This window comes from Xanthomonas pisi DSM 18956, from assembly GCF_001010415.1.
GTDB lineage: Bacteria > Pseudomonadota > Gammaproteobacteria > Xanthomonadales > Xanthomonadaceae > Xanthomonas > Xanthomonas pisi.
In genome coordinates, this window is sequence record NZ_JPLE01000337.1 from 1 (window position 1) to 502 (window position 502).

The 502-nt window shown below is 41.2% G+C and carries 1 protein-coding gene; it reads left to right on the forward strand.

The genetic code is table 11. From position 1 onward, the window contains the following. Nucleotides 1–128 precede the first annotated feature (128 nt). Nucleotides 129–502: ribonucleotide-diphosphate reductase subunit beta (locus tag Y887_RS19960; RefSeq protein ID WP_084726113.1), on the forward strand; the 374-nt coding region annotated here is incomplete at its 3' end.

Sequence of the window (502 nt, forward strand, 5' to 3'; positions counted from 1 at the left end):
GGGGAGAATCCCTCTGGGATTGTGATATAGTCTGGTCTGCATAGTAATATGTAGCAGTTCATAAGAGAACGGGTTGAGAATTAGCGAGCTCAATCGAACATAACGGTACCTTTAACTTCCATAAGAACATGGAAATTATGGAAGGTAATGCAAAGATTATGAAGTTCATTGCTCGTGACGAACAACTCCACCTCAAGGGTACTCAGTACATTATCCGTCAACTTCAATCTGGTACTGATGGTGACGAGTGGGTTCGAATTGCTAAAGAATGTGAACAAGAAGCAGTTGACATCTTTATGGAAGTAAATAGTCAAGAGAAGGAATGGGCTGCACACCTCTTTAAAGACGGTACATGTCCAGGTATCAATACACAGAGTATGTGTGCTTTTGTTGATTACTTGACTGTGTCTCGTATGAAACAGTGTGGTTTGCCGTGTCCAATTACTGATGCTCCGACCAAACATCCTTATCCTTGGATTCGTGAATATCTGAACTCTGATTT